The organism is Pseudomonas huaxiensis (assembly GCF_003231275.1).
GTDB lineage: Bacteria > Pseudomonadota > Gammaproteobacteria > Pseudomonadales > Pseudomonadaceae > Aquipseudomonas > Aquipseudomonas huaxiensis.
Genome location: NZ_QKVL01000162.1, coordinates 1 through 583, shown reverse-complemented (window position 1 = coordinate 583; position 583 = coordinate 1). Strand labels below are relative to the sequence as shown.

Sequence of the window (583 nt, the reverse complement as noted above, 5' to 3'; positions counted from 1 at the left end):
TGATCCCCCGGCGGATATCCCCCACCCTGATCCGAATGAACTCCGGGATGCACCACCTCAACGCAATTCTCCGGATAGCTCCCATCCTCCCGTCGAATGGAATCCAGCGGAAAACTCAACCGCTGCTCATGGCCGGCAACGATATGCAGGCAGCGCTTGACCAGCTTGCTCCTGGGTAGCTCCTGGGTGTCATCCGCCCAGCTCATATGGCCATCGGCACCGGGAAACGAATCCGCCGCGCCGACTGACGCCACGGTGTCCAGCAGGCCGAGATACTGGATCTGCACCGGCAGCAACAGGTCATCGATAGACAACGCCGGCTGGCTGTCGACATCCTCCAGCAGCAGGTTCAGCCAGTTGACGAACGTCCGCGCAGTCGCAGCCCCTCGGGAAAATCCGTAGACATACAGCCGCACGCCCAACAGCCGCGATTGCCCCGCCTGTGCGGTCATGGCGATGCGCAAGGGCTTTATCAGGTCGCGGAGCAACCGCCCGAACTCCCATTCACGCCGGTTGCGGCCTGCCCACTTTTCTGCCGGCCACGCCGTATCCATGCTCTTGATCGACGCCAGCAGGCTGGCAT

The 583-nt window shown here is 62.4% G+C and carries 1 protein-coding gene; it reads right to left on the bottom strand.

The genetic code is table 11. The features are described from left to right. On the bottom strand, nt 1–583 hold a 583-nt coding region (locus DM374_RS32715; protein WP_177431653.1), incomplete at both ends, for a T6SS phospholipase effector Tle1-like catalytic domain-containing protein.